This is a genomic window from Burkholderia sp. YIM B11467 (assembly GCF_052952715.1).
This window is the reverse complement of sequence record NZ_JBQVSQ010000001.1, coordinates 213,721-233,289: the sequence shown is the minus strand read 5'-3', so window position 1 is coordinate 233,289 and position 19,569 is coordinate 213,721. Positions and strand designations below refer to the sequence as shown.

14 protein-coding genes and 1 riboswitch are annotated in these 19,569 nt (G+C 68.2%); of the genes, 11 read left to right on the top strand and 3 right to left on the bottom strand.

Translation table 11 applies throughout. The annotated features are described in order from the left end of the window. Window position 1 precedes the first annotated feature (1 nt). Window positions 2-319: a type II toxin-antitoxin system RelE/ParE family toxin gene (locus ACTRWB_RS01020; protein ID WP_346654751.1), complete on the bottom strand. Its 318-nt coding sequence runs from the start codon at window positions 317-319 to the stop codon at window positions 2-4. Between the two features lie 352 nt (window positions 320-671). Between ACTRWB_RS01020 and ACTRWB_RS01015 the strand changes: the two genes are divergently transcribed. The 11 genes from ACTRWB_RS01015 (at window position 672) to ACTRWB_RS00965 (ending at window position 16,493) form a co-directional block, all read left to right on the top strand. Continuing rightward, entirely contained in the window at window positions 672-2,312 is a 1,641-nt protein-coding gene (locus ACTRWB_RS01015; protein WP_446900610.1) for an acetolactate synthase large subunit, read from the top strand. A 29-nt stretch (window positions 2,313-2,341) separates the two neighbouring features. Next, on the top strand, window positions 2,342-3,775 hold the full coding sequence (locus ACTRWB_RS01010; protein WP_446900609.1) for an aldehyde dehydrogenase family protein: 1,434 nt from the start codon (window positions 2,342-2,344) through the stop codon (window positions 3,773-3,775). A 239-nt stretch (window positions 3,776-4,014) separates the two neighbouring features. Further along, entirely contained in the window at window positions 4,015-5,598 is a 1,584-nt protein-coding gene (locus tag ACTRWB_RS01005; RefSeq protein ID WP_446900608.1) for a Na+/H+ antiporter, read from the top strand. A 473-nt stretch (window positions 5,599-6,071) separates the two neighbouring features. After that, window positions 6,072-7,205 carry a hybrid sensor histidine kinase/response regulator gene (locus ACTRWB_RS01000; protein ID WP_446900607.1) on the top strand — a complete coding sequence of 378 codons (1,134 nt, stop codon included), beginning with the start codon at window positions 6,072-6,074 and terminating at the stop codon, window positions 7,203-7,205. A gap of 126 nt (window positions 7,206-7,331) precedes the next feature. Then, the gene (locus ACTRWB_RS00995; protein WP_412025016.1) at window positions 7,332-9,008 is read left to right on the top strand and encodes a methyl-accepting chemotaxis protein; all 1,677 of its coding nucleotides are present in this window, start codon (window positions 7,332-7,334) and stop codon (window positions 9,006-9,008) included. Further along, entirely contained in the window at window positions 9,005-9,517 is a 513-nt protein-coding gene (locus ACTRWB_RS00990) for a chemotaxis protein CheW (protein WP_048250158.1), read from the top strand. Before ACTRWB_RS00995 ends, ACTRWB_RS00990 begins: the two co-directional genes overlap by 4 nt. Beyond that, window positions 9,514-10,914, top strand: coding sequence for a CheR family methyltransferase (locus tag ACTRWB_RS00985; RefSeq protein WP_446900606.1), 1,401 nt, complete (start codon window positions 9,514-9,516; stop codon window positions 10,912-10,914). Before ACTRWB_RS00990 ends, ACTRWB_RS00985 begins: the two co-directional genes overlap by 4 nt. Window positions 10,915-10,960: 46 nt before the next feature. Next, a complete protein-coding gene (locus ACTRWB_RS00980; RefSeq protein WP_048250160.1) occupies window positions 10,961-11,665 on the top strand; it encodes a chemotaxis protein CheW in 705 nt (234 codons plus the stop codon). Next, window positions 11,662-13,971, top strand: coding sequence for a response regulator (locus tag ACTRWB_RS00975; RefSeq protein ID WP_446900605.1), 2,310 nt, complete (start codon window positions 11,662-11,664; stop codon window positions 13,969-13,971). Before ACTRWB_RS00980 ends, ACTRWB_RS00975 begins: the two co-directional genes overlap by 4 nt. Continuing rightward, complete coding sequence (gene cheB / locus ACTRWB_RS00970; RefSeq protein WP_446900604.1) at window positions 13,968-14,987, top strand: chemotaxis-specific protein-glutamate methyltransferase CheB; 1,020 nt, start codon at window positions 13,968-13,970, stop codon at window positions 14,985-14,987. The genes ACTRWB_RS00975 and cheB overlap by 4 nt, the downstream gene beginning before the upstream one ends. An 81-nt stretch (window positions 14,988-15,068) precedes the next feature. Continuing rightward, a riboswitch (Fluoride riboswitch) is annotated at window positions 15,069-15,172 on the top strand. Between the two features lie 79 nt (window positions 15,173-15,251). Further along, window positions 15,252-16,493, top strand: coding sequence for a voltage-gated chloride channel family protein (locus ACTRWB_RS00965; RefSeq protein ID WP_446900603.1), 1,242 nt, complete (start codon window positions 15,252-15,254; stop codon window positions 16,491-16,493). Window positions 16,494-16,574: 81 nt separating this feature from the next. Here ACTRWB_RS00965 and ACTRWB_RS00960 read toward each other — a convergent pair whose 3' ends face one another. Together ACTRWB_RS00960 and ACTRWB_RS00955 are read right to left on the bottom strand one after the other, a co-directional pair. Next, entirely contained in the window at window positions 16,575-17,288 is a 714-nt protein-coding gene (locus tag ACTRWB_RS00960; RefSeq protein WP_343490448.1) for a riboflavin synthase subunit alpha, read from the bottom strand. A 209-nt stretch (window positions 17,289-17,497) separates the two neighbouring features. Then, on the bottom strand, window positions 17,498-19,360 hold the full coding sequence (locus ACTRWB_RS00955) for an ABC transporter ATP-binding protein (RefSeq protein WP_193101046.1): 1,863 nt from the start codon (window positions 19,358-19,360) through the stop codon (window positions 17,498-17,500). Window positions 19,361-19,569: the final 209 nt, after the last annotated feature.

Here is a 19,569-nt window from a genome sequence, read left to right as displayed (position 1 = left end):
ATCACTCCATGTCGAGATGCGCCAGCATCGCGTGCGCGGCGCGTATGTCGGCCTGTTGCGTCGATTTATCGCCGCCGCAGAGCAGGATGACCCAGATCGTGCCGCGCCGGACGTAGTAGACGCGATAGCCGGGGCCATGGTCGATACGCATCTCGACAACAGGCGAGCCGGCCGATTTCCAGTCGCCCGGATTGCCCATCGACAGGCGGTCGATGCGTGCCTGGATGCGACGCTTCGCGACGCGATCCTGCAGGCCGGCGAACCATGCGTCGAACACGTCGGTGGTCCGGATGCTGTACGTAGGCGCAATGTAGGGCATTAATTTCAATGTGTCAACCATGGTTCACAGGTGTGGCGTGTTGAATTCCATGGCCGCTACAGTAGGGCCGCCTGCTTCGTTTGCGTGCGGAATGGCCGTTCGGCCGAAGTCGAAATCTTCCGAATCCGTCTACAATCAAAAACATCTTTGCTGCCCGTGCGCGCTTGCCGTGCGCGGGCAGGTCCGTTCGTCCTCCTGTCTCGGGAGGCACCGCCGCGCGTTGCAGGTCGCGCGGCGGGCAGTGCCGTGGTTTGTGTCCAGTAGGTAAAGCGTCCGCGTGCCGTAGGCCGGCGCGCGTCATGTACGCCGCGCGTCCGTATACCGGGCAGGCGGCATCAACCGAGAGTCCCCCATGAAAGCATCGGATCTGTTCGTGAAGGCGCTGGAAGCCGAAGGCGTCGAGTACGTGTTCGGCATTCCCGGCGAAGAAAACCTCGATCTGCTCGAATCGCTGCGGCGATCGAAGATCAAGCTCGTGCTGACCCGGCACGAGCAGGCGGCCGGGTTCATGGCCGCCACCTATGGCCGCCTGACGGGCCGCACCGGCGTGTGTCTCGCGACACTCGGGCCCGGCGCCACGAACTTCGTGACGGCCGCTGCGTATGCGCAGCTCGGCGGGATGCCGATGCTGATGATCACCGGGCAGAAGCCGATCAAGTCCAGCAAGCAGGGCCACTTCCAGATCGTCGACGTGGTCGACATGATGCAGCCGCTCACGAAGTTCACGCGGCAGATCGTGTCGATCGGCAACATCCCGTCGGCCGTGCGCGAGGCGTTCCGCCGCGCGGAGGACGAGCGCCCGGGTGCCGCGCACCTCGAACTGCCGGAAGATATCGCGCACGAGGAGGGCGACGGCAAGCCGATCCCGCGCAGCTACAGCCGGCGGCCGGTGGCCGAGGAGAAGGCGATCGCGCATGCGGTCGACGCGATCCAGGCCGCGCGCCATCCGCTGCTGATGATCGGCGCGGGCGGCAACCGCAAGACCACCCGCAAGATCCTCGTCGAGTTCGTCGACAAGACCGGCATCCCGTTCTTCACGACGCAGATGGGCAAGGGCGTGATCGACGAGTCGCACCCGCTGTGGCTCGGCAACGCGACGCTGTCCGACGGCGACTTCGTGCACCGCGCGATCGAGCATGCGGACTGCATCATCAACGTCGGCCACGACGTGATCGAGAAACCGCCGTTCTTCATGCGCGCGGACGACAAGACCGTGATCCACGTGAACTTCCTCGGCGCGCAGGTCGATCCGGTCTATTTCCCGCAGATCGAGGTGGTCGGCGACATCGCGAACGCGGTGTGGCAGATGACGGAGGCGATTGTTCCGCAGCCGCACTGGGATTTCGTGCGTTTCGCGATGATCAAGGAGCATTTCGACGCGCATCTGGAGAAGGGCCAGCACGACCCGCGCTTCCCGATATACCCGGTGCGCATCGTCAACGACCTGTACAACGCACTGCCGGCCGACGGGATCGTCTGTCTCGACAACGGGATGTACAAGATCTGGTTCGCACGCTACTGGCGCGCGCACGAGCCGAACTCGCTGTTGCTCGACAACGCGCTCGCATCGATGGGCGCGGGCCTGCCGTCGGCGATCGCGACGAAGATCGTGCATCCGCAGCGCAAGGTGATCGCCGTGTGCGGCGACGGCGGCTTCATGATGAATTCGCAGGAGCTCGAAACGGCGGTGCGGCTGAAGCTCGACCTCGTCGTGATGATCCTGCGCGACGACGCGTTCGGGATGATTCGCTGGAAGCAGGAGAACATGAACTTCCCCGATTTCGCGATGACGCTGCAGAACCCCGATTTCGTGTCGTATGCGCAAAGCTACGGCGCGCACGGGCATCGCGTCGAATCGGCCGACGATCTCGAGCCGCTGCTGCGCGAGTGCTTCTCGTCGCCGGGCGTGCACGTGATCGACGTGCCGATCGACTACTCGGACAACGAGCGCGTGCTGAACCGTGAGATCAAGCGCCTGTCGGCGCAACTCTGAATTCCCCGTTCACAGGAAGGAGTCGTTCCATGTTGAAGGAAACCTATCCGTACTACCTCGCCAACGAAGCCGTCTACGCGAACACCGATCTGGACGTGACGGACAAGTTCAGCGGCAAGGTGGCGACGCGCGTCGCGCTGGCCGACGCGAAGGCGATCGACGCGGCGATCGGCGCGGCGGTCGACGCCGCGAAGCCGATGCGCGAGTTGCCGGCCTACAAGCGGCAGGCCGTGCTCGACCATTGTGTCGCGCGTTTTCGCGAGCGCTTCGACGAGCTGGCCGAGGCGCTGTGCATCGAGGCCGGCAAGCCGATCAACGATTCGAAGGGCGAGGTGACGCGGCTGATCGACACGTTCCGCGTCGCGTCCGAGGAATCGGTGCGCATCGACGGCGAGATCATCAACCTCGAGATCTCCGCGCGCGCGCAGGGCTATTCGGGCTACACGAAGCGTGTGCCGATCGGCCCGTGCTCGTTCATCTCGCCGTTCAACTTCCCGCTGAACCTCGCCGCGCACAAGGTCGCGCCCGCGCTTGCGGCCGGCTGCCCGTTCGTGCTGAAGCCCGCGAGCCGCACGCCGATCGGCGCGCTGATCATCGGCGAGGTGCTGGCGGAAACCGACCTGCCGAAGGGCGCGTTCTCGGTGCTGCCCGCGCATCGCGACGGCGCCGATCTGTTCACGACCGACGAGCGTTTCAAGCTGCTGTCGTTCACGGGCTCGCCGGCCGTGGGCTGGGCGCTGAAGGAGAAGGCCGGCAAGAAGAAAGTCGTGCTGGAACTCGGCGGCAACGCGGCCGCGATCGTCGATGCGGACCAGCGCGACCGGCTCGACTACGTGGTCGATCGTCTCGCGTTCGGCGCGTACTACCAGTCGGGTCAGAGCTGCATCGGCGTGCAGCGGATCCTCGTGCATGCGGATCTTTACGACGTGCTGCGCGAGAAGCTGATCGCGAAGACGCGTTCGCTGAAGATGGGCGATCCGAAGGATCCGTCGACGTTCGTCGGCCCGATGATCTCCGAATCCGAATCGCGCCGGCTGTCGGGCTGGATGGATGCGGCCGTCGCGGCGGGCGCGAAGATCGTCGCGGGCGGCAAGGTCGACGGCGCGATGTTCGAGGCGACGCTGCTGGAAAACGTCGGGCATGAGCAGGACCTGTACCGCAAGGAGGCATTCGGCCCCGTCGCGATCCTCGAGAAATTCGACCGGTTCGACGACGCGCTCGCGCGCGTGAACGACAGCGATTTCGGGCTCCAGGCCGGCGTGTTCACCGATTCGCTCACGCATGCGCAGCGCGCGTGGGACGAGCTGGAGGTCGGTGGCGTCGTGATCAACGATGTGCCGTCGTTCCGCGTCGACAACATGCCGTATGGCGGCGTGAAGGATTCGGGCCTCGGCCGCGAAGGGATCCGTTATGCAATCGAAGACATGACCGAGCTGCGGCTGATGGTCGTGCGGCGCCGCTGACGCGCCAGCGGGCAGCGCGGTGCCGCGACGGCACGCGGGCGGGCGATCGTGCCGGCCCGCGTGCCGTTTTTCATGGTGGCGCGCGCACCGGGCCGGCGTCGGGCCGGCATCGCGCCCGCACCGTGCGACGGGGCCCAACGCGCTCGACTGCGGGCATGGCATCGTGATGTAATCGCGCCAAACTGCCGACCGGGGTACGACACCGGAAAGCGCGAATTCATTCTTCACGAGGTCGATTCATGTCTCCCGTCTCGGCATTCAAGCTGGTTTTGTTGTCATTCCTGGCGATCGTCGCGCTCGAATACCTCGCCAAGCGGCTGCGGCTGCCGCCCGCGGCCGCGCTGCTGATCGGCGGTATCGGCATCGCGTTCGTCCCCGGCCTGCCGCCGGTCAACCTTGATCCCGAACTGGTGCTGCTCGTGTTCCTGCCGCCGCTGCTGATGGACGGCGCGTACTTCACCGTGTGGGAGGAGTTCAAGCGCAACGTCGGCGGCATCCTGCTGCTCGCGATCGGTGCGGTCGTGTTCACGACGTTCGCGGTCGGCTTCGCCGTGCACTGGGTGGCGCCGGCGCTGCCGTGGGCCGCGTGTTTCGCGCTCGGCGCGATCGTGTCGCCGCCCGACGCGGTTGCCGCGAAGGCCGTGCTCGAACGCGTCGCGCTGCCGCGTCGGCTGATGGTGCTGCTCGAAGGGGAGAGCCTGCTGAACGACGCGGCCGGCCTCGTGCTGTTTCGCTTTGCCGTCGCGGCCGCGCTGACCGGCGCGTTCAGCCTCGAGCATGCGGTCGTGCGCTTCGCGGAGCTCGGGCTCGGCGGCGTGGTGGTCGGCTTCCTGGTCGGCAAGCTTGTCGTATGGTTCCTGAAGCTGCTCGACGACGACTATCTCGTGATCACCGTCGCGGTAATCGCCGGCTGGATCGCGTACATCGCGGGCGAAATGGTCGAGGTGTCGGGCGTGATCGCGACCGTCACGGCAGGCATGATCATCGGCTGGCATCAGCACGAGGTGTTCTCGGCGGCCGTGCGCACGCGCGGCACCGCGTTCTGGCAGGTCATCGTGTTCCTGCTCGAGGCGATGGTGTTCGTGCTGATCGGGTTGTCGCTGCGCGGCGCGATGCACCGGCTCGGCGGTTTCGAGCAGGTACTCGGCACGATGGTGCCGCCGGTGCTCGCGGTGCTGGCGGCGGTGATCGTGTCGCGCTTCGTATGGATTTATGTGGTCGAGGCGCTGAAGTGGCCGGTGCGCGGGATCGCGCGGCGCGGCGACACGCCCGACTGGAAGGCCGCGACGATCATGAGCTGGGCCGGGATGCGCGGCGTCGTCACGCTGGCGATCGCGCTGTCGCTGCCCGAGGCGATGCCCGGCCGCGACGTGATCCTGGTCGCGTCGTTCGCGGTGATCCTCGTCACGGTGCTGCTGCAGGGCACGACGATCGGGCCGCTGATCCGGCTGCTGCGCCTGCCGCAGCGCGAAGAGCGCGCCGCGCATCACCTGACCGAGCCGCAGACGTGGGCGTACGTCGAGGCCGCGCAGCTTGCGGCGATCCAGCCGCTCGTGCGCGACGAGAACGGGGTCGTGATCCATCCACGCCTGCTCGAGCAATACACGTACCGCGCGGAACTGACCGAGCGGGCGAAGAACGAGCCCACGTACCCGCCGGAAGTGCGCACCGCGCACTACGACGTCGTGCTGGCCGCGATCAAGGCCGGGCGCGCGGAGCTGTTGCGCCTGCATCGTTCGGGCCATATCCACGACGAGATGCTGCACACGGTCGAACGCGACCTCGACCTGCAGGAAGTGTCCGCGCAGCACGGGCGCGGGTAAGCGGCCACCCGCCACCATCGCACGGGCCGGCTCCCTGCCGGCCCGCCGTACGCACGGGTCGATCCTCGCCCGGCGCTTTTTTTCTTGCACTTGCCCCCTGATCCGGCCCATTTTCATCCGGCCCCCAATGCGACAGGCAGCCAGCCTTGCAGCGCATGCAAGCCTTATGGCGCCGAACTCGCAAACGTTATCGTCTTTCGAATCCGGAAATGATCCGATTTATCTGATTCCGGCTCTTTCTGAATATTTGGCAAATCTAAACCGAAGGAGATAGATGCTGTGTTCTATTTTCATTTAGAATCAGCCGGTTATCTTTATTGAGAGAAAGAATGCGGAGGTAATGCGGCCGTCGACGGGGAAAAAAACGACGTCCGGTGCCCTGCAAGGCAGTGCCGACAGGCCAAATCGGCGAAATCAGGTGGGGTTTTCAGCCGCCAAAATGAGATAGTGTCCAAGTCGGATAAACAACTCCTATGAAAGAATCGATTGGAGTTTCGGCGTTTGAAACTGTATTTATGAAAGAATCAAGCGGTGATAATGCCTCGGATTGTCTTGAATCGGGGTTATCAGTCCTTCTCGTCGACGATCAACCGTTCGTCGGCGAGGTGATCCGTCGCGCGCTGCGCAGCGAACACGACATCGACCTGCACGTGTGCACCGACGCGCACCGGGCGATGGCGGTCGCGCGCGACGTGAAGCCGACGGTCATCCTGCAGGATCTCGTGATGCCGGAGATCGACGGCCTCGATCTCGTCCGCGCATGGCGCGCGGACGCCGGCACCGCACGCGTGCCGATCATCGTGCTGTCCGCGAAGGAGGAGCCGATCGTCAAGCGCGAAGCGTTCATCGCCGGCGCGAACGACTATCTGGTGAAGCTCCCCGACGCGATGGAGCTGACCGCGCGGATCCGCTATCACTCGAATTCGTACCTGATGTCGCGGCAGCGCGACGAGGCGCTCGATTTCCTGTCGCACGACATGCGTTCGCCGCAGACGTCGATCCTCGCGCTGCTCGACGTCTACCGGACCGAGCACGGCGACATGCCGGCGATCATGGAGCGCATCGCCGGCCATGCGCGGCGCGCGCTCGCGCTCGCCGACGGCTTCATCCACCTGACCCGCGCGCAGTCCGAGCGGCGCGCACACGAGGTCGTCAGCCTCAACGAGATCGTGGTCGATGCCGTCGACCAGCTTTGGGAGAAGGCGGCCGGGCTCGGCAGCCGGGTCGTCGCGCACGTGCCCGACACCGAGTGCGTGACGATGGGCGATCGCATGATGCTCACGCGCGCGGTCGCGAACCTGATCGACAACGGGTTGAAGTACGGCCCGGTCGGCACGGACGTGCACTGCACGCTGAGCGGCGAGGACGGCGCCTGGCAGATCGGCGTCGAGGATACCGGCGCCGGCATCGCACCGGAGCAGCGCACGGCCGCGACCGAGTCGTTCGTGCAGCTCGAATCCGCGCATGGCGCGTCGCGCGGCGGTTTCGGCCTCGGGCTCGCGTTCGTCCGCGCGACGGCGGCGCGGCATCGCGGCCAGATCCTGATGCGCAATACGGCGCGCGGCTTCATGGTCGCGCTTCGGCTGCCGGTGCAAGCGGAGCGGTGATTTCGCGGCGCGGCCTGCCGGCGCCGCGTCTTCCGCATCCGACCCCGATGCGCTCGTGGCGCGCCGTCCGGCGCGCAGGCGGGCGCGGATTTTTTCAACGCTGATTTTAGAAAGCCCATAACGAACATGGCCACCGTGACGCCCCGCGCGACCAATGAAAGCCTGCATCCGACGATCGGCGCTGCCCGGCTGACGCTCGGCAATCGCATCCTGCTCAGCTTCGGCGTGCTGTTCGTGCTGATGCTGGTGACAGCCGGCGTGTCGTACGAGCGACTGCGCGCGATCAACAGCGAAGCCGTCAGCATCGAGCGCGACTCGCTGCCCGGCGTGTACCTCGCGTCGTCGCTGCGCGGTTCGGTCAACGAATCGTTCACGCTGCTGCAGCAGTCGATCTTCGTCGAAACCGACCCCGACAACGTGCATCGCGATCTCGCGAAGATCGCCGATGCGGTGAAGGAGATCGACGCGCTGTCGGTCGACTATCAGGCCACGACGTTCCGCGACGACGACCGGCAGCGCTTCGCGACCTTCCGTGGCGCGTATGACCGCTACCTGCCGCTCCTGAACGATGCGGTGCAGCAGAGCCGCACGTCGCACAGCGACGCGGTCGCCGCCTATGCGAAGGCGCTGCCGGCGTGGACCGAGGTCGTGCGCAACGCGAACATCCTGGTACAGGAAAACCGCAAGTTCGCCGAGCAGTCGGCGAAGCTGATTCGCGAATCCGTGCAGGACACCGAGGTCGTGCTCGCGACGGCGCTGGCGATCATGCTGCTGTCCGCGCTGGGGCTCGGCTACGGGCTGTTCCGTTCGGTCACGGTGCCGATGGCGCGGCTCGTCGAGGTGCATGACGTGATGCGCACCGGCAACCTGACGCGCCGCCTCGACCTGCGCCGCCGCGACGAATTCGGCACGCTCGAGACGGGCTTCAACCGGATGGCCGACGAGCTGACCGAACTCGTCTCGCGCGCGCAGCAGTCGTCGCTGCAGGTGACGACGTCGGTCGCCGAGATCGCGGCGACGTCGCGCGAACAGCAGGCGACCGCGAACGAAACCGCGGCGACGACGACCGAGATCGGCGCGACCTCGCGCGAGATCTTCGCGACGTCGCGCGACCTGCTGCGCACGATGAACGAGGTGGCCGGCGTGGCCGAACAGTCGGCGACGCTCGCGGGCGTGAGCCAGAGCGGGCTCACGCGGATGGGCGAGACGATGCGCAGCGTGATGGACGCGGCCGGTTCGGTGAACGCGAAGCTCGCGATCCTCAACGAGAAGGCGCTGAACATCAACCAGGTGGTCGCGACGATCACCAAGGTGGCCGACCAGACCAACCTGCTGTCGCTGAACGCGGCGATCGAGGCCGAGAAGGCCGGCGAGTACGGCCGCGGTTTCGCGGTCGTCGCGACCGAGATCCGTCGCCTCGCCGATCAGACGGCCGTGGCGACCTACGACATCGAGCAGACGGTGAAGGAAATCCAGTCGGCCGTGTCGGCCGGCGTGATGGGGATGGACAAGTTCTCCGAGGAAGTGCGTCGCGGGATGCTCGACGTGCAGCAGGTCGGCGGGCAGCTGTCGCAGATCATCGCCGAGGTGCAGACGCTCGCGCCGCGCTTCCAGATGGTCAACGAAGGGATGCAGACGCAGGCGAACGGCGCCGAGCAAATCACGCAGGCGCTGTCGCAGCTGTCGGAGGCCGCGCAGCAGACGGCCGAGTCGCTGCGCCAGTCGTCGCAGGCGATCGACGACCTGACGCTGGTCGCGAACCAGTTGCGTACCAGCGTGTCGCGTTTCAAGGTCGACGCGTGACGCGCGCGGATCCGCAGAACGGCGCACACGCGCTGTTCCTGATGTTCGAGCTCGACGGCGGGCGCTATGCGCTCGACGCGGCCGGCATCGAGGAGGTGCTGCCGCTCGCGACCACGAAGGCCGTGCCCGGCGCACCCGAATGGATCGCCGGGCTGCTGATGCGCGGCGGCCAGCCGGTGCCGGTGATCGACGTGCCGATGCTGGCGCTCGGGCGGCGTGCGCAAGCGCTGCGCTCGACGCGGCTCGTGATGGTGCGCTACGGCGCGGGCCAGGGCGATGGCGAGCGCGTGATCGGCCTGATCGTCGAGCGCGCGACGCAGACGATGCGGATCGACCGCGCGGCGTTTCGCGCAAGCGGCATCTCGACCGCGCGCACGCGCTGGCTCGGGCTCGTCGCGAACACGCCCGACGGCGTCGTGCAGCAGGTGTCGGTGACCGACCTGATCGACGACGTCGCGCGCCTGTATCTGTTCGACGGCCTGCCGGGCCACGGGGGGGAGTCCGCATGAAAGAGTCCGAATCGCGATTTCGCGGCTGGCTGCTGCGCGAGACCGGCATCGACCCCGATTCGCTCGGCAACGAATTTCTGACGCGTGCGCTGACGGAACGCGTGCATGCGCTGCAGGCGGACGGCGAGCGCCTGCTGTCGGCCGCGCGGCCGCCGGTGACGCAGGAAGCGCTCGACGCGTACTGGCAGCAGCTCAACGCGTCGGCCGACGAGCGGCGCGCGCTGATCGAGCTGTTCGTCGTGCCCGAGACGTGGTTCTTCCGCGACCGCGAGGCATTCGCGACGCTCGCGCGGCTCGCGGCGGAACGGTTCGCCGCGATGCCCGGCCGTGTGATTCGCGTGCTGAGCGCGCCGTGCTCGACGGGCGAGGAGCCGTATTCGGCGGCAATGGCGCTGCTCGACGCGGGGCTCGAACCGGCCAGCTTCGCGATCGACGCGATCGACCTCAGCGCGCGCGCGATCGAGCAGGCGCGGCTCGGCTGTTACGGGCGCAACGCGTTTCGCGGTACGGCGACGGAGTTTCGCGCGCGGTACTTCACGCCGGCCAACGACGGCTGGCTGCTCGACGAGCGCGTGCGCGCGTGCGTGCAGTTTCGTCATGCGAACCTCGTCGATCCGGGTGCCGATACGGGCATTCGCTACGATTTCGTGTTCTGCCGCAACGTGCTGATCTACTTCGATCGCGATGCGCAGGATCGCGTGATCCGCTCGCTCGACGGGCTTCTCGTCGATGATGGCATGCTGTTCGTCGGGCCGGCCGAAACGGGCGTCGCGATGCGGCACGGGATGCGCTCGGCGCGCGTGCCGCTGGCATTCGCGTTTCATCGCGAGCCGGCCGGCGCGGTGGCCGATGCGTACGCGGCCCGGCCGGCCGCGCCGCTGCACACGGCGGCGCCGTACCGGCGCGCGGAGCGCTTCACGGTTGCCCCGGTCGCGGCGCCGCGACCGGTGGTGGCGGTCGCGCCGCCGGCCTGGCTCGGCGACGGGCTGCAGCCGTTCGCGGCGACGCCGCCGGCCGTGATCACGGCCGCGTTCGACGCGCGGGCCGGGCGATCGGTGGTGACGGCGGAAGCCGCCGCGCCCGTCGCCGAAGGTATCGCGCCGACGCTCGAGGATGCGCAGGCGCTCGCGAATGCGGGTGCGTTCGACGAGGCCGAACGCGTGCTCGCGCAGTTCTCGGCGCGCGTCGGGCCGCATGCCGATGCGTTCTACCTGAACGGGCTGATCGCGGATGCGCGCGGGCGCGCCTCGGAAGCCGGCGACTTCTACCGGAAGGCGCTGTACCTGCGGCCCACGCACCACGAGGCGCTGACCCATCTCGCGACGCTGCTCGACGTCGGCGGCGACCGCGCGGGCGCGCAATGGCTGCTCGAGCGCGCACGGCGCTCGGCCGGCTGATACGAATACGGGATCGGGATCGACACCGCGATGACCAGAGGACTCCATGAACCGCGACGCCGCTGCCACTGACGACACGACGATCGACGTCGACGATTGCTGGAACCGGATCGGCACGCGCGGCGACCGCTCGTGCGAGCGGCTGAACGACTGCCAGCGCTGCCTGAATTGCCCGGTCTACGCGTATCACGCGGCGAGGCTGCTCGAGCGTCCGCTGGGTGACGCCGAGATGGCCGACGCCACGCGCCGGATCAGCGCGTACGGCACGACCCGCGTGCGCGCCGACGACGATACGCACCATGCGGCGCTGGCGTTTCGCGTGGCCGACGAATGGCTCGCGCTGCCGATCGGCGTGCTGCGCGAGATCGCCGGCACGCGCCCGATTCATTCGCTGCCGCATCGCCGCAATTCGGCCGTGCGCGGCGTGGTCAACATCCGCGGCACGCTGCGCATCGCGATTTCGATCGGCGCGCTGCTCGGCCTCGGTGCGGGCAAGGGCGGCAACGGCGGCGGCGACGGCCGGTTCACGCGGCTGCTGGTCGCCGCGCACCAGGGCGAGCCGGTCGTGTTTCCGGTCGACGAAGTCGAGGGCGTGCTGCGCTTCGGCGCCTCCGACTGGGTGCCCGTGCCGGCGACGGTCGGGCGCGCGAGCGCCGGCCTGTCGCGCGGCGTGCTGTCGTGGCGCGGCAAGTCGGTGGGTCTGCTCGACGACGACCGTTTGTTCGACGCCGTGACACGGAGCATGCGATGAGCGGCGATGACGATCTGAGCCACCTGTCGCTGCTCGAGCTGTATCGAGAGGAGACGCGCACGCAGACCCAGGCGCTGTCCGAGCGGCTGCTCGCGCTCGAATCGGGCGAGCCCGATTCCGTCGCGCTCGAGGCATGCATGCGCGCCGCGCATTCGCTGAAGGGCGCCGCGCGCATCGTCGGCGTGCCGCTCGGCGTCGACATCGCGGGGCGGATGGAGGAGTGCTTCGTCGCCGCGCAGGCCGGCACGATCGCACTGACGGCCACGCACGTCGACGTGCTGCTTGCCGGCGTCGACCTGCTGGTGCGCGTCGGCGATCCGCAGGGTCAGCCGGTGACGTCGACCGAGATCGACGTGTTCGCGGCGGCGCTGACGGGCGCCGACGGCGCCCGGACCATGCACGCATCGGCCGTCGTCCCGCCGCCGGTGCCGCCATCGGTCGTGCCGTACCGCGACCACGACGGCGCCGCGAACGAGCCCGTTGGCGCAAGCGCCGCGGTGCCGCCGCTCGCGGTGTCGGGCACGGTGCCCGATCCGGCCCAGGCTGGTCGTATCGCCGGCGCCGGCGCGATGCGCCGCGTGCGCGCCGATACGCTGAACCGGCTGCTGAGCCTGTCCGGCGAATCGCTGGTCGAATCGCGCTGGCTCAAGCCGTTCGCCGAATCGATGCTGCGCGTGAAGCGCGCGCAGCGCGACGCCGCCCGGTCGCTCGATCTGATGGTCGAACAGTTCGCCGACGATCTCGACTCGGGCATGCTCGCGTCGATGAACGAAGTGCGGCACATGCTCAACGACCTGCAGCGTTCGCTCGCCGAGCGCATGGACGAATTCGACCGCTTCGAGCGGCGCAGCACGCATATCGCCGAGCAGCTGTACGACGAGGCGCTGCAATGCCGGATGCGGCCGTTCGGCGATGCGACGCGTGCGTATCCGCGTATCGTCCGCGATCTCGCGCGTTCGCTCGGCAAGCAGGTGCGCTTCTCGATCGTCGGCGAGGGCACGCAGGTCGATCGCGACATCCTCGACCTGCTCGACGCGCCGCTCGGCCATCTGCTGCGCAACGCGATCGATCACGGCGTCGATTCGCCCGACGCGCGGCGCGCGCGCGGCAAACCGGCCGAGGCCAGCGTGACGCTGGAGGCGCGCCATAGCGCCGGCTCGCTGCTCGTCAGCGTGATCGACGACGGGCCGGGCGTCGACATGGACGCGCTGCGCGCGGCGGTCGTGCGCCAGCGCCTGACCGACGACGAGACGGCCGCGCGGCTGTCCGATCCCGAACTGCTCGAATTCCTGCTGCTGCCGGGCTTCTCGATGCGCGACGCGGTGACCGACGTGTCGGGCCGCGGCGTCGGCCTCGACGCGGTGCAGGAGATGGTGCGCGGCGTGCGCGGCGCGGTGCGGATCTTCAACGAACCGGGCGCGGGCATGCGCTTCGTGCTGCAGCTGCCGCTCACGCTGTCGGTGATCCGCAGCCTGCTCGTCGAGGTCGGCGGCGAACCGTATGCGTTCCCGCTCGCGCATGTGCGCCGCACGCTCGAACTCGCGCACGACGATATCGACGTGCTCGAAGGCCAGCCGCATTTTCCGTTCGACGGCCGGCGCGCGGGCCTCGTCGCCGCGCACCAGTTGCTCGATGCGGGCGAGCCCGACGCGGCGCGCACGAGCACGGCGGTCGTGGTCGTCGGCGGCGAGCCCGAGCTGTACGGCGTCGCGGTCGACCGCTTCCTGGGCGAGCGGATGCTCGTCGTGCAGCCGCTCGACAGCCGCCTGCAGAAGATCCAGAACATCGCGGCCGGCGCGCTGCTCGAGAACGGCGACCCGGTGCTGATCGTCGACGTCGAGGATCTGATCCGCTCGGTCGACAAGCTCGTGCGCGGCGGGCAGCTTGCGCGCGTCACGCGCGATCCGCAGTTCGCGCTCGCCGACCGGCGCCGCCGCGTGCTCGTCGTCGACGATTCGCTGACGGTGCGCGAACTCGAACGCAAGCTGCTGGAGAAGCGCGGCTACGACGTGACGGTCGCGGTCGACGGGATGGACGGCTGGAACGCGGTGCGCAGCGACGCGTTCGACCTCGTCGTCACCGACGTCGACATGCCGCGCATGGACGGCATCGAACTCGTCACGCTGATCAAGAGCGATCCGATGCTCAAGCGCGTGCCGGTGATGATCGTATCGTACAAGGATCGCGACGAGGATCGCCGCCGCGGGCTCGACGCCGGCGCCGACTACTACCTCGCGAAGAGCAGCTTCCACGACGAGGCGCTGCTCGATGCCGTACACGACCTGATCGGGGGCGCGCGCGGATGAACATCGGTATCGTCAACGACCTGCCGCTGGCCGTGGAGGCGCTGCGCCGCGTGCTCGCGCTGCGTGCGGACCACCGCGTGCTGTGGGTCGCGACCGACGGCGACGAGGCGGTGGATTTCTGCGTCGCGCATCCGCCCGACGTCGTGCTGATGGATCTCGTGATGCCGAAGGTCGACGGCGTCGCCGCGACGCGCCGGATCATGGAGCGCGCACCGTGCGCGATCCTGATCGTGACGGCAAGCGTCAGCGCGAACACGTCGTCGGTCTACGAGGCGATGGGCGCCGGCGCGCTCGACGCGGTCGACACGCCGACGCTCGCGCTCGGGCTGTCGACCGACGCGTCGCCGCAGGCGCTGCTCGCGAAGATCGACCAGATCGGCCGGCTGCTCGAAAGCCGCACCGCGGCGCTCGTGCCGCCGGGGCCGACGCCCGCGCGCGGCCAGCCGACGCTCGTCGCGATCGGCGCGTCGGCGGGCGGGCCGACCGCGCTCACCGCGCTGCTGCGCGCGCTGCCGGCCGACTTCCCGGCCGCGATCGTGATCGTCCAGCACGTCGACCAGGCGTTCGCGCTCGGCATGGCCGAGTGGCTCGACGGTTATACGCGGCTGCCGGTGCGCGTCGCACGGCAGGGCAGCGTGCCGCAGGCCGGCGAGGTCCTGCTCGCGGCGACCAACGATCACCTGACCCTGTCGCCGCGCGGCGTGCTCGGCTATACGCGGCATCCGGTCGAGACGCCGTATCGGCCGTCGATCGACGTGTTCTTCAACAGCGTCGCCGACGGCTGGCAGGGCGATGCGTTCGGCGTGCTGCTGACGGGAATGGGGCGCGATGGTGCGCTCGGCCTGAAGGCGATGCGCGCGAAGGGCTGCTACACGATCGCGCAGGACGAGGCGACCAGCGCCGTCTACGGGATGCCGAAGGCGGCTGCGGCGATCGGCGCGGCGTCGGCGATCCTGCCGCTCGATCGGATCGCGCCCCAACTGATCTCGCGCATCACGCGTCCGCTGCGCGACTGACGGCGCGCCGGGGCGCGACACCGTCCGGTTCCGGTGTGCCGGCGGCCGCATTGCGTGCGATGCGCGGCGTCACGTACAATTGCGGCCTGCGGAGATGGCATGCCTCCCTGCGGTCGTTCCTGGCGCGTTGCGCGCGGTACGGCCCTCAACCGCCGGTTTGCCCGGCTGATGATGCCTGCGTGTTCCTGGGTCGTCAGGAGGTCGCAGGCCGTCCATGCGGTATTCTGCCGCCCAGGTTTTGATGTTCTGTCGAATCTGGAAATCATGTTTTTCACGACTTCTGCCGATCTTCTCGCGACCGTGCGCTACGTGTGCCGCTGGCTCGCGCTCTCGGCCCTGCTCGGCGCGCTGGCCGGCACGGCTTCCGCGCTGTTCCTGATCGCGCTCGACTGGGCGACCGGCACGCGCGTTGCGCATCCGTGGCTGCTGTGGGGGCTGCCGGCCGCCGGTTTCGCGACCGGGTGGATCTACCATCGTTTCGGCCAGTCGGTCGCGCGCGGCAACAACCTGCTGATCGACGAGATTCACGACCCGAAGGCGCTCGTGCCGAAGCGGATGGCGCCGCTCGTGCTCGTCGCGACTGTCGTCACGCACCTGTTCGGCGGCTCGGCCGGCCGCGAGGGCACCGCCGTGCAGATGGGCGGCGCGCTCGCCGATCGCGTCACGCACATGTTCCGCCTCGATCGCGAGCATCGTCGCGTGCTGCTGATGGGCGGCATTGCAGCCGGCTTCGCGTCGGTGTTCGGCACGCCGCTCGCGGGCGCCGTGTTCGGGCTGGAGGTGCTTGCGATCGGGCGCGTGCGGTACGACGCACTGCTGACCTGCGTCGCATCGGCGATCGTCGCGGACGTCGTGTGCCGCGCATGGGGCGTGCATCACACGGCCTATGCGATTCCGTTCGTGCCGGCCGTGTCGGCGACGGGGCTGGCCGTGACGGTCGTCGCGGGCATTGCGTTCGGTGTCGTCGGCCGGCTGTTCGCGTATGCGACGCATGCGCTGACCGCGTGGTTCCGCCGCGTGATCCGCTATGCGCCGCTGCAGCCGGTGCTCGGCGGCCTGCTGGTCGCCGCGGCCGCCACCGTGCTGAACGTGCCGCAGTATCTCGGTCTTGGCATCCCGACGATCGAGGCTGCGTTTCACGGCCCGCTGCCGCTCTACGATTTCGCGGGCAAGTTCGCGTTCACCGTCGTCACGCTCGCGTCGGGGTTCAAGGGCGGGGAGGTGACACCGCTGTTCTACATCGGCGCGACGCTCGGCAACGCGCTCGGTCAGGTGCTGGCGCTGCCGGTGCCCGTGCTCGCGGGGCTCGGCTTCGTTGCGGTGTTCGCGGGCGCGGCCAACACGCCGATCGCGTCGACGATCATGGCGATCGAGCTGTTCGGCGCGGACATCGGCGTGTATGCGATCGTTGCATGTGTCGTCGCGTATCTGTTTTCAGGGCACGCGGGGATTTATCGCGCGCAGCGCGTGGCGGTGGGGAAGGGGGCGCAGGCTGAGGTGGAGTGAGGCGGAACCGTGGGTCGAGATGTTTGCCGACGGAAGCTGGTGCCGGGTGATCGAGCGGATCACCCGGTACACCGGAATCAGTTACTTCTTCGGCAGGCGCGCGACATTGCGGGCCAGCAGTTCCTCGATATCGACGCCTTTTTCGGCCAGCAGCGTGGTGACGATGCCGGTCAATTCGCCGAGCGTTTCCTTGACCGATTCCCGGATCGTATCGACGACAACCTGGGTGCTTCGCTCGATCTCGATGTTGACCTTGTCGTTGACGCCCTTCGCATCGAAGGTCGTCGCGCGCCGCGTTTCGGGAATCAGCCAGATCTCGAACCAGCCTTCTTCGCGATTGACGTCCGACACGGTCAGGCTGCAGCCGTTGATCGCGATATAGCCCTTCGCAAACACGTATCGCTTGAATTCGGCCGGCACGCCGATGCGGATCATCCGGTTGTGCTCGGACGTCGCGATGTGCAGGATGGTCCCCGGGAAGTCGACATGGCCGGACAGCGGATGCCCGCCGATTTCCGCGCCGTCCTTCGCGGCACGTTCCACGTTGATCCGTGCGCCGGTCGACAGGTCGGCCAGCGTGGTGATTTTCAGGCTCGGCAACATCACGTCGAAGTCGATCAGCTCCGGCGAATGGATCGTCGTCACCGTCAGGCAGACGCCGTCGACCGACACACTGGCGCCGATCTCGATGTCGTCGGTAAACCGCTCGGGGAATTCGATGCTGAAAGTGCGCAGCTCCCCGTGATCCTTGATGGCCTTGATGGCGCCTACGCCCTGGACAATTCCTGTAAACATGATCGATCCCTCGTCGCAAATTTCCTGGCCGACATGATAAGTGATCCCGGAAAAAACGACTCAGCGCCGCGCGGTGGCGGGGCAGCCGGCGATATCCGCAGACGAGAAAAAGGCCGTGCACGCGGCACGGCCTCGATCCGAATCCGGTCGGGTCGACACGGCCCGGCAGTGATGACCCCACCGCCGGGCCGCATCGCGACCCGCCTGCGTCACGCCTCGGCCGGTTCGCCCAGCGGCCCGGCGTCGTCGTCCGCGGTGCGCCGCGGCGAATCGGCGAGCCCCTTCGCGAGCTCCAGCGCCTGCCGCTCGAACAGCCGACGGTAGATACCGCCGTCGATACGGATCAGCGCGTCGTGACTGCCTTCTTCGATCACCTTGCCGCGATCGAGCACGAGCAGCCGGTCGAGCGCGCGCACGGTCGACAGCCGGTGCGCGACCACGAGCGTCGTGCGGCCGACCATCAGCCGCTCCATCGCCTGCTGGATCAGCAGCTCGCTCTCGCTGTCGAGGCTCGACGTCGCTTCGTCGAGGATCAGGATCGGCGCATCGGCGAGGAACGCGCGCGCGATCGCGACGCGCTGTCGCTCGCCGCCCGACAGCTTGATCCCGCGTTCGCCGACGAGCGTGTCATAACCGTCCGGCAGCGCGACGATGAAGTCGTGTGCGCTGGCGAGACGCGCGGCGCGCTCGATGTCCGCGCGGCTCGCGTCGGGGCGTGCATACGCGATGTTCTCCGCGAGCGTGCGGTGGAACAGCACGGGCTCCTGCTGGACGATCGCGATCTGGCCGCGCAGCGAATCCTGCCGCACGCGGGCGATGTCCTGCCCGTCGATCGTGATGCGGCCGCCCGACACGTCGTACAGCCGCTGGATCAGCTTGATGAACGTCGTCTTGCCCGACCCCGAGTGGCCGACGAGGCCCACGCGTTCGCCGGGCGCGATCCGCATCGAGAAGTCGTCGTACAGCGGCACCGGATGGTTGCCGTAGCGGAACGTCACGTGCTCGAAGCGGATCTCGCCTTGCCCGATCCGGATCGCCGGCGCGTCGGGACGATCGTCGATGCCGAGCGGCTGGCGTTCGAGCGCGACGAGTTCTTCCATGTCGTTGACCGAGCGCTGCAGGTTGCGGATGTGCATGCCGACGTCGCGCAGGTAACCCTGCAGCATGAAGAACATCGTCAGCGCGAACGCGATGTCGCCGACGCTCGCCTCGTTGTTCGCCCACAGCCGCAGCGCGACGCCGATCATCGCGGCTTGCATTGCGACGAGCATCGCGCCCTGCAACCCGCCGTTGAACGTGCCGCGCACCCACGTGCGGCGCGTGCGCTGGCGCCACTTGCCGATCACGCGTGCGAGCCGCGCTTCCTCGCGCGTTTCCGCGCCGAACGCCTTGACGACCGCGTTGCAACTGACGGCGTCGGCGAGCGCGCCGCCCATGCGCGTATCCCACAGGTTGCCGAGCCGCGCGGCCGGCGCGACGATGCCGAGCGACACGGCGACCGTCACCGAGATGTACAGCAGCGAGCCCACGCCGACGACGAGCCCCATCACGGGCCAGTGCGTGCCGAGCAGCACGGTTGCGCCGACCAGCATCGTGACCGACGGCAGCAGCGCGATCAGCACGGTGTCGTTCAGCAGGTCGAGTGCCCAGATGCCGCGCGTGATCTTGCGCACGGTCGAACCCGCGAAGCTGTTCGCGTGCCAGTCGGTCGAGAAGCGCTGCACGCGGTGGAACGACGCGGCGGCGATCTCGCTCATCATCTTCAGTGTGAGCGTGATGATGTTCAGGTAGACGCCTTGCCGCAGCAGCGTCGCGCCGATGCCGAGCGCGGCGAGCGTGCCGAACGCGGTGATGGCGGAATGCCACGCGGCGGCGCGGTCGGTCAGGCCGGTCGACAGCGCGTCGACGAGGCGGCCGGCGAACAGCGGCGTGAGCACGTCGGCGAGCGCGGCGAGCAGCGCGAACGCCGCGACCGTGGCGATACGGGCCGGCTGCTGGCGCCAGTAGCGGAAGGTGAAGCCGAAGACGGCCTGGAATGCATGGCCGCCCAGTTGGGTGGTTTTTCTGGTCATGTATCGTTGCCCGGCGCATCGCGCGACGGGACTTTCCGGTTCGGAGAACGTCGAAAACGCAACAGCCGGAGCCGCGCGGAAAACGCGGGCGGAACGAAACGGGCTGTCGGGAAAAAGCGCGGCTGACGGGTTAGCGGAAAACTCGGGAGCCGGCGCGGACGGCGGGCTGGATCAGCTGCGCCGTGAGACCACGTTCGGGAAGGTTGCTG

Coding starts and splice junctions, on each gene's coding strand:
- ACTRWB_RS01015 (WP_446900610.1), top strand. CDS start 672: ATGAAAGCATCGGATCTGTTCGTGAAGGCGCTGGAAGCCGAAGGCGTC.
- ACTRWB_RS00960 (WP_343490448.1), bottom strand. CDS start 17,288: ATGTTTACAGGAATTGTCCAGGGCGTAGGCGCCATCAAGGCCATCAAG.
- ACTRWB_RS00955 (WP_193101046.1), bottom strand. CDS start 19,360: ATGACCAGAAAAACCACCCAACTGGGCGGCCATGCATTCCAGGCCGTC.
- ACTRWB_RS01005 (WP_446900608.1), top strand. CDS start 4,015: ATGTCTCCCGTCTCGGCATTCAAGCTGGTTTTGTTGTCATTCCTGGCG.
- ACTRWB_RS00980 (WP_048250160.1), top strand. CDS start 10,961: ATGAACCGCGACGCCGCTGCCACTGACGACACGACGATCGACGTCGAC.
- cheB (WP_446900604.1), top strand. CDS start 13,968: ATGAACATCGGTATCGTCAACGACCTGCCGCTGGCCGTGGAGGCGCTG.
- ACTRWB_RS01010 (WP_446900609.1), top strand. CDS start 2,342: ATGTTGAAGGAAACCTATCCGTACTACCTCGCCAACGAAGCCGTCTAC.
- ACTRWB_RS00975 (WP_446900605.1), top strand. CDS start 11,662: ATGAGCGGCGATGACGATCTGAGCCACCTGTCGCTGCTCGAGCTGTAT.
- ACTRWB_RS00985 (WP_446900606.1), top strand. CDS start 9,514: ATGAAAGAGTCCGAATCGCGATTTCGCGGCTGGCTGCTGCGCGAGACC.
- ACTRWB_RS00965 (WP_446900603.1), top strand. CDS start 15,252: ATGTTTTTCACGACTTCTGCCGATCTTCTCGCGACCGTGCGCTACGTG.
- ACTRWB_RS00995 (WP_412025016.1), top strand. CDS start 7,332: ATGGCCACCGTGACGCCCCGCGCGACCAATGAAAGCCTGCATCCGACG.
- ACTRWB_RS01020 (WP_346654751.1), bottom strand. CDS start 319: ATGCCCTACATTGCGCCTACGTACAGCATCCGGACCACCGACGTGTTC.
- ACTRWB_RS01000 (WP_446900607.1), top strand. CDS start 6,072: ATGAAAGAATCGATTGGAGTTTCGGCGTTTGAAACTGTATTTATGAAA.